This window comes from Pandoraea sp. B-6, from assembly GCF_000282835.1.
Classification (GTDB): domain Bacteria; phylum Pseudomonadota; class Gammaproteobacteria; order Burkholderiales; family Burkholderiaceae; genus Pandoraea; species Pandoraea cepalis.
Genome location: NZ_KB290502.1, coordinates 110,218 through 117,840, shown reverse-complemented (window position 1 = coordinate 117,840; position 7,623 = coordinate 110,218). Strand labels below are relative to the sequence as shown.

Below are 7,623 nucleotides of genomic sequence, written 5' to 3'. Positions count from 1 at the left end.
ACACGACGCCCCCCAAAAATGATATGACCGACTCCCTCAACGACTCCACCGCCGGCCCGCCGGCGAGCCATTTCGCCGAGCGTCTGATTGCCTGGCAGGCCGAGCACGGCCGTCACGACCTGCCATGGCAGAACACGCGCGACGCCTATCGCATCTGGCTCTCCGAGATCATGTTGCAGCAGACCCAGGTCGCGACGGTGATCCCCTACTACACGCGTTTTCTCGAGCGCTTCCCCGACGTCGCGGCATTGGCGAGCGCCGCGCAGGACGACGTGATGGCGCTCTGGAGCGGCCTGGGCTACTACTCGCGGGCGCGTAATCTGCACCGTTGCGCGCAGGTCGTGGTGGCCGAGCACGGCGGTCGTTTCCCGTCCGACCCCGAGATGCTCGCCTCGCTGCCGGGCATCGGCCGTTCGACGGCCGCGGCGATTGCCGCGTTTGCCTACGATGCGCACGCCGCGATTCTCGACGGCAACGTCAAACGAGTCCTCGCGCGGGTGTTCGGCATCGAGGGATTTCCGGGCACGCCGAAGATCGAGCGGGCGATGTGGACGCTGGCTGAGTCCCTGCTGCCGCAACGCGACTTGCCCGCCTATACGCAGGGGATGATGGATCTCGGGGCGACGCTGTGCGCTCGCGGCAAGCCGCGTTGCGGCGAGTGCCCGTTCGACGGCGATTGCGTCGCGCATGCGACCGGACGCGAGCGCACGTTACCCACATCCAAGCCCAAAAAGGCGCAGCCGGAGCGTTATGTCGATGTGCTGGTGATTTGCGCGGGCGAGCGCGTGTTGTTCGAGCGACGGCCGGACAGCGGTATCTGGGGCGGCTTATGGAGCCTGCCGGAACTGACCCCGCCGACCGACGCGCGCGACGCCGACGATGCGTTGCTGCGCGAGCGTCTGAGCGCGCATGCCGCCGCGCTCGGTGCGGGTGACGGGAGGGTGCAGTCGCTCGAACCGCTGCACGGTCTCACGCACGTTTTCACACATTTTCGGCTGCACTTGCGGCCGTGGCGGGTGACGCTGGGCGCGAGCGCCGCGGTGCCGCCAAACGGCTCGCGCCACGCGTGGCTGGACGCCGCCGGCGTTGCCGCCGCCGGCCTACCCTCGCCGATCCGCAAGATTGCCGACGCCTTGTCGATCGGTTCGCCGAGCGACGGCCAGCTGTCGTTGCCGACCTGAGCGGGCTGTTCCGGTTCAGGTCGTCGACTCGAGCGGGGCGAGTTCGCGATGGCGTACCAGCACGCTGGCTTCGGAGCGAAAGCGCTTGCCCAGCGTTTCGGCGATGAACACGGAGCGGTGTTGACCGCCGGTGCAGCCGATCGCCACCGTCAGGTAACTGCGGTTGTCGCGCATATAGCTCGGCAGCCATTTCTGCAGATAGGCGCCGATATCGTTGGTCATCTCGTCGACTTCGGGGATGGCCGACAGGAAGTCGATCACCGGTTGATCGCGACCGGTCAGCGGACGCAGCTGCGTGTCGTAATACGGATTGGGCAGCGAGCGCACGTCGAAGACGAGATCGGCGTCGAGCGGCACGCCATGCTTGAATCCGAAGGACTCGAACATCAGTGTGAGTCCGGTGTGATCGTGCTGGACGAACTCGCGGATCCAACGGCGCAACGCGCTCGCGCGCAAATTGCTGGTGTCGATCTGGTGACCGAGTTCGGCCACGCTGTTGAGCATTTCGCGCTCGGTCTCGATCGCTTCGACCAGCGAACCATTGGCCGAGACGGTATCGTCGCTCGTCACGGAGAGCGGGTGACGGCGGCGTGTCTCCGAGAAGCGCTGAACCAGCGTTTGCGTGGTGGCGTTGAGGAACAGGGCTCGCACGTCGTGACCGAAGCGGCGCAGGCCGCCAATGATCGGCGGCAGATCGGCAAGCGAGCCGCCGCTGCGCGCGTCGATGGCAACGGCGAGACGTGTGTAGTTCTGCGTTTCGAGATACTCGGCGAGTTCAGGGAGAAAGCGCGACGGTAGATTGTCGACGCAGTAGTAACCCGCATCTTCGAGGACGTTCAGGGCGAGCGATTTGCCGGAACCCGAAACGCCGGTAATCAGTACGATCTTCATGAGATTCCCCGGATACAGCGATCATGGTAAGCGATTGTGTCGTATGGGTGTCGAGCGGCCAAAAAGAAGAACGTTCCATGCGTTTTTGCTCCATTCGCGAGAATGACGCGCGAGAAACGACAACGGCGCCCGCGAGGGGCGCCGTTGTGTCAGCCTGTGGGCAGGCTCGCCGCTTATCCGTCCATCCGTCGATTCGTCAGAAGGTCGGTGCGGGAAAGCCCCCGGTGCGCTTACTTGTTCGACAGGCACGACTTCATGAACGCCTTGCGATCGTCGCCCTTCTTGTCGCCAGCCTGGGCATTGCAGGTCTTCATCTTTTCCTGCTGGGTCGGCTTGGCGGCGGGCTTGTTCGACAGGCATTCCTTCATGAACGCCTTGCGATCGTCGCCTTTCTTGCTGCCAGCTTGCGCATTGCAGACGCCCATCTTGCTTTGTTGGGTATTGGCAGCCTTGGGCGCAGGTGCGGGGGCGGCCGTCTGGGCAAACACGGGCGATGCGAGCAGCGGGGATACCAGAAGCAATGCAGCGAATGCTTTTTTCATGATCGTCTCTCCATAAGGTCGACACGCACGGGATTGGACCGCGTGGCGATTACAACATGAAAGAAAACGCGCCGCAATCGCGCGGCGTTGACAGAAAGACGCAGAAATTGCGGTAAACCCGGGGCATTCGTCCGGCAGGAGATCGCTCAGAGCAGCCGATTCTGCATGCCGTCCGGATCTTGCATGGCTTGACGCTGGCGTTCCATGAAATCCTTGAGGGTGTCGATGCCACGCAGTTGCAGGATCGTGTTGCGCACGGCGGCTTCGACCAGCACGGCGAGGTTTCGCCCGGCCGCCACTTGCAGAATCACCTTGTTGATGGGCAGGCCCAGCACATCCACGGTTTGCGCTTCGAGCGGCAGCCGCTGGAATTCGCCATCGGGGCGGCGCACCAACTGAACGATCAACTTGAGCTTCATTTTCCGGCGCACGGCCGTCTCACCGAAGATCGTCTTGATGTCGAGCAAACCCAGGCCGCGCACTTCCAGCAGGTTTTGCAGCAGCGGCGGGCAACGGCCTTCGACGAAATCCGGCCCGAGGCGCACGAAATCGACCGCATCGTCTGCCACCAGTCCGTGACCGCGGCTGATCAGTTCCAGGCCGAGCTCGCTCTTGCCGAGGCCGGAATCGCCGGTGAGCAGCACCCCCATGCCCAGAATGTCGAGAAATACGCCGTGCATCGTGCATCGCGGGGCGAACACACGCGAAATGTACATGCGCAGACTGTCGATGACCGCCGCCGTCGACATCGGCGTGGTGAACAGTGGCGTGGAGGAGCGGGTACAGCGCAGTACGAGATCGGGCGGGGCTTCGAGGCCGTCGGCCACCACGAGGAACGGCGGCTCGAGCGCGATGACTTCGCCCATGTGGCGCTTGCGGTTTTCGTCCGTGAGGCGCTGGTAGTAGCGCAGCTCGGCCTCGCCAAGCACCTGAATCCGGTTCGGGTGAATGAGGTTCAGGTGACCCACGAGGTCGGCGCTGGAGGTGGCCGTCGACACGCTCTCGGGCGTGAAGCCACGTTCCCACCCCTCGTGCCCGGTCAGCCACGACAAACGCAGCGTGGCGGCGTTGTCGTCGAAAATGCTTTGCGCGTTGATGCCGGTCAGTTCCACCGCGTCGCCTCGTTCGGTTGGGGTTGGGTGCTACGGAGTTCGTCCTGCGTCGCGGCGCGATACCCCGGAACACCGGGATAGCCGCACCCGCGCCGGCTCAGGGTTGCCAGTTCGCGAGCGCGGTATGGATATCGTCGGCACTCGGCGCGGAGGTCAAGGTCTCGCGCATCGTGCGATCCGAGAGCAACTGCGCAATTTCGGACAATATCTCGAGATGCTGTTGCGTTGCCTGCTCCGGTACCAACAGGAAGAACAGCAGGGACACGGGTTGCGCGTCGGGGGCCTCGAAGGGAATCGGATCGTCCAGGCGCACGAAGGCTGCCATCGGATGCTTGAGGCCCTTGATGCGCCCGTGCGGAATGGCCACACCTTCTCCCAGTCCGGTCGAGCCGAGACGCTCGCGGGCGAACAGATTGTCGGTGACAAGCGCGCGCGACAGGCCGGCATTGTTCTCGAAGAGAAGCCCGGCTTGCTCGAAGACGCGCTTCTTGCTGGTGACAGACAGTCCAAGCAATATGTTGGACGCAGGTAAGAGTTTGACTAAACGGTTCATCTTGTAATGCGGGCGAACGCATGGTCGCCCTCCAGCCCCCCGGTTGACCTCGCATTATAGACCACCCGTCGACGCGCTCCCGGCGATGCGAGGGAGCATGCAAAAGGGGCCGTTCAACGGCCCCGCGGTGGGTGATGCCAGAGACTTACGACAGACGTCGATGTGCGCGTGGGCTTCCTCGCGAATCGCCGTCAGTGTCGGTCAATGCGGCTACCTTGCCCGGACAGACTCATTGCAGCGGTTCCGCCTCGGGAGGTTCCTGGTGCTTGAGGGCCTCGCGGCCATGATCCTGAACCTTGTCCTTGTATTGCATAACCTTGCGGTCGAGCATGTCGATCAGCTTGTCGATGGCGGCGTACATATTCTCGTCACACTTCTCGACGAAAATCTCCTTGCCCTTGAGATACACGGTGACGCTAGCGATCTGGCGTCCGGTCTTCTCCTTGGTCTTGTCGACAGATAGGATCACCTCGGCACCGATGAGCTGGTCGAAATGGCGCAACACGCGTTCAAGCTTGTTGACCACGAATTCGCGCAGCGACGGCGTGAGTTCGAGATGATGTCCACTGATCTTCAGATTCATAGCTGCTCTCCTTGCTGAAATGCCGAAGTGCAGGCCGCGTCACAAGCAACGCTGGCTAGCGGGAGTGCGAGCCATTGGCGTGACGCAATGTCGCACTGCGGCGTGATGCCCCAGCGAGCCAAGATGGCACACCAGGACCGTCCTACAAAGATTTGCGCAAGTTCACTGCGGGAATGCGCATGGCTTCGCGGTATTTCGCGACGGTGCGTCGCGCTACCACGAACCCTTGCTCTGCCAGCAGCTCCGCGATACGGCTGTCGGAAAGGGGGGTCTGCGGATCTTCTGCTCCTATGAGTTGCTTGATGAGTGCGCGGATGGCGGTCGATGAGGCGGCGCCCCCGGCTTCCGTGGCCACGTGTGAACCAAAGAAGTACTTAAGCTCGAAGGTTCCGAATGGAGTGAGCATGTACTTACTGGTTGTCACGCGTGAAATCGTGGATTCATGTAAACCCAGCGTATCAGCAATTTCGCGTAAAACCAAGGGCCGCATGCCGATTTCGCCATGCGTGAAGAAGTTCTTCTGACGCTCGACGATCGCCTGCGACACGCGCAGGATCGTGTCGAACCGCTGTTGGATGTTCTTGATGAGCCAGCGCGCTTCCTGAAGTTGCTGCTGCAGGTTGCCGGTTCCCGGCGCATTGCGGTTGTTGCGAAGGATGCGCGCATACATTTCATTGATGCGCAGGCGCGGCATGACCTCGGGATTGAGTTCGGCGGTCCAGCCGCCGCCTTGCTTGCGCACGAGCACGTCGGGGATGACGTAATCCGCCTGGGGCGAGCCGTAGGCGGCGCCCGGGAACGGGTCGAGCGAGCGAATCAGTTGATGCGCCGCGCGCAGGCTGTCCTCGCTCACGCCCAGCAGACGACGCAACCGTGTGTAGTCGCGCGCGGCGAGCAGCTCCAGATGATCGGAAACGATGCGCAGCGACAGAGTTCGCACGCTGCTTGCCGGCAGCCGCTGGAGTTGCAGGCGAAGGCATTCTGACGGGGTTCGGGCGCCCACGCCTGCCGGGTCGAAGCTCTGCAGCAGCGCGAGCGCGGCGTTGATCTCTTCGGTCTCGAGCCCAAGTTCCTCGGACATTTCCGCCTGCATTTCGTCGAGCAGGGTGCCGAGATAGCCGTCTTCGTCGAGCGATTCGATCAGGAATTCCACCAGCAGGCGATCGCGCGGGCTGGCTTTCGTCAGGCGCAACTGGGCGAGCAGGTGTTCGCGAAGATTGGGATGATCGACGTGCAGTTGCGGCCGCTCATTGTCGTCGTCGTCCGACGCACTGCCCGAGCGGGCAAAGTCGTTCAGGCTCCAGTCGTTGCCACCGTCGCGCGCGTTGTCGTCGAAGCGGGTCTCGCCGTCGAGTTCGCGGGCGTCGTCCTGGCCGCTGGCCGATTCCGGCGTGTCGTTGGTGCTGCTGCTCGACGAGCCCCGCTCATTGCGCAGCGATCCGTCCGTGCCCACACGGATCGTGCCGGCGAGCCAATCGTCCTCGCGCTCGAGCATCGGGTTCTGGGTGAGGGCGTGCTCGACTTCCTGCTGAAGTTCGAGCGTCGACAGTTGCAACAATCGGATGGATTGCTGCAACTGAGGCGTGAGGGTCAGGTGCTGGGAGGTGCGGAGTTGAAGGGTCGGTTTCATAGCATTTCTCGCCTTCATTGTAGAGGCTTTGTCACGCCAGCGAAACCGGCCCGGCCCCCTATCGGAGGCAGGGTTTACATGCGAAAAATTTGCTTTACATCCGGAAGTTTTCGCCCAGATATACGCGCCGCACGCTTTCGTCGGCCACGATCTGGTCGGGCGTGCCGGCGGCGAGCACCGAGCCTTCGCTAATGATGTAGGCGTGATCGCAGATGCCGAGCGTCTCGCGTACGTTGTGGTCGGTAATCAGGACACCGATGCCACGATCTTTCAGAAAACGCACGATTCGCTGGATTTCCAGCACGGCGATCGGATCGACGCCCGCGAACGGTTCGTCAAGCAAAATGAAGCGCGGTTGCGTGGCCAGGGCGCGGGCGATTTCCACGCGGCGGCGTTCGCCGCCCGAGAGCGACATCGCCGGATTTTCGCGCAAATGGCTCACCTGCAACTCGTCGAGCAGCGCTTCGATGCGTCGGTCGATCTCGTCGCGCTTGAGCGGCTTGCCGTGCGCATCGAGCTGCAATTCGAGCACCGCCCGGATGTTGTCTTCGACCGTGAGCTTGCGGAACACCGACGCTTCCTGCGGCAGGTACGAGACGCCCATGCGGGCGCGCTCGTGAATCGGCAGCTCGCTGATCACGTTGCCGTCGAGCTGGATTTCGCCGTCGTCGGCGGGCACGAGGCCCACGATCATGTAGAACGATGTCGTCTTGCCCGCGCCGTTCGGGCCGAGCAGTCCCACGACTTCGCCGCTCTTCACATCGAGCGAGACGTCCTTGACAACAGTACGGGCACCGTATTGTTTCTTGAGCGAGCGCACCACGAGCGCGCTCGGCTTGCCCGATTGACCGTCGCCCGGATGGATCGTCGAGGCGTTGCTATTGGCAGAATTACTCACGCGGATTCCCGATGCTTTTGGAGGGAGACAGCGGCGGCAGATCGCCCTTGGGCGCGGCCGCCGGCTTGCTCGCGCCGCCGGCGCCTGGCTGGTTCGCGCCAGTGGCATTGCGCGGGGCGAGCGTGGCGCGCACGCGGCCGTTCGGATTGTTGGCGTTGACCTGATCGGCACCGCTGTTGGCGGTATAGACCTCGTTGTACGTGTCGTACGTGATCACGCTACCGTGAATTTCG

General features: G+C 63.0%; 8 protein-coding genes and 1 pseudogene. 1 reads left to right on the top strand and 8 read right to left on the bottom strand.

What is annotated here, in order from left to right:
• The first annotated feature begins 23 nt into the window (after window positions 1-23).
• Window positions 24-1,181, top strand: a complete 1,158-nt coding sequence (gene mutY, locus A985_RS0106830) for an A/G-specific adenine glycosylase (RefSeq protein ID WP_017232653.1) — start codon at window positions 24-26, stop codon at window positions 1,179-1,181.
• 15 nt (window positions 1,182-1,196) lie between these two features.
• On the opposite strand, the gene rapZ is transcribed toward mutY, so the two are convergent.
• The 8 genes and pseudogenes from rapZ to A985_RS28490 all read right to left on the bottom strand — a co-directional run.
• Window positions 1,197-2,072 carry an RNase adapter RapZ gene (gene rapZ / locus A985_RS0106825; RefSeq protein WP_017232652.1) on the bottom strand — a complete coding sequence of 292 codons (876 nt, stop codon included), beginning with the start codon at window positions 2,070-2,072 and terminating at the stop codon, window positions 1,197-1,199.
• Between the two features lie 230 nt (window positions 2,073-2,302).
• A complete protein-coding gene (locus tag A985_RS0106820; RefSeq protein ID WP_017232651.1) occupies window positions 2,303-2,614 on the bottom strand; it encodes a PsiF family protein in 312 nt (103 codons plus the stop codon).
• A 146-nt stretch (window positions 2,615-2,760) separates the two neighbouring features.
• A complete protein-coding gene (gene hprK / locus A985_RS0106815) occupies window positions 2,761-3,726 on the bottom strand; it encodes an HPr(Ser) kinase/phosphatase (RefSeq protein WP_017232650.1) in 966 nt (321 codons plus the stop codon).
• Between the two features lie 97 nt (window positions 3,727-3,823).
• Window positions 3,824-4,279 carry a PTS IIA-like nitrogen regulatory protein PtsN gene (ptsN, locus tag A985_RS0106810; protein WP_026131716.1) on the bottom strand — a complete coding sequence of 152 codons (456 nt, stop codon included), beginning with the start codon at window positions 4,277-4,279 and terminating at the stop codon, window positions 3,824-3,826.
• 229 nt (window positions 4,280-4,508) lie between these two features.
• Window positions 4,509-4,862, bottom strand: coding sequence for a ribosome hibernation-promoting factor, HPF/YfiA family (hpf, locus tag A985_RS0106805; protein WP_017232648.1), 354 nt, complete (start codon window positions 4,860-4,862; stop codon window positions 4,509-4,511).
• A 142-nt stretch (window positions 4,863-5,004) separates the two neighbouring features.
• On the bottom strand, window positions 5,005-6,492 hold the full coding sequence (locus A985_RS0106800) for an RNA polymerase factor sigma-54 (protein ID WP_017232647.1): 1,488 nt from the start codon (window positions 6,490-6,492) through the stop codon (window positions 5,005-5,007).
• Window positions 6,493-6,586: 94 nt separating this feature from the next.
• Entirely contained in the window at window positions 6,587-7,357 is a 771-nt protein-coding gene (gene lptB / locus A985_RS0106795; protein ID WP_026131715.1) for an LPS export ABC transporter ATP-binding protein, read from the bottom strand.
• Between the two features lie 25 nt (window positions 7,358-7,382).
• A pseudogene (locus A985_RS28490) lies at window positions 7,383-7,623 on the bottom strand (hypothetical protein); the annotation flags it as partial.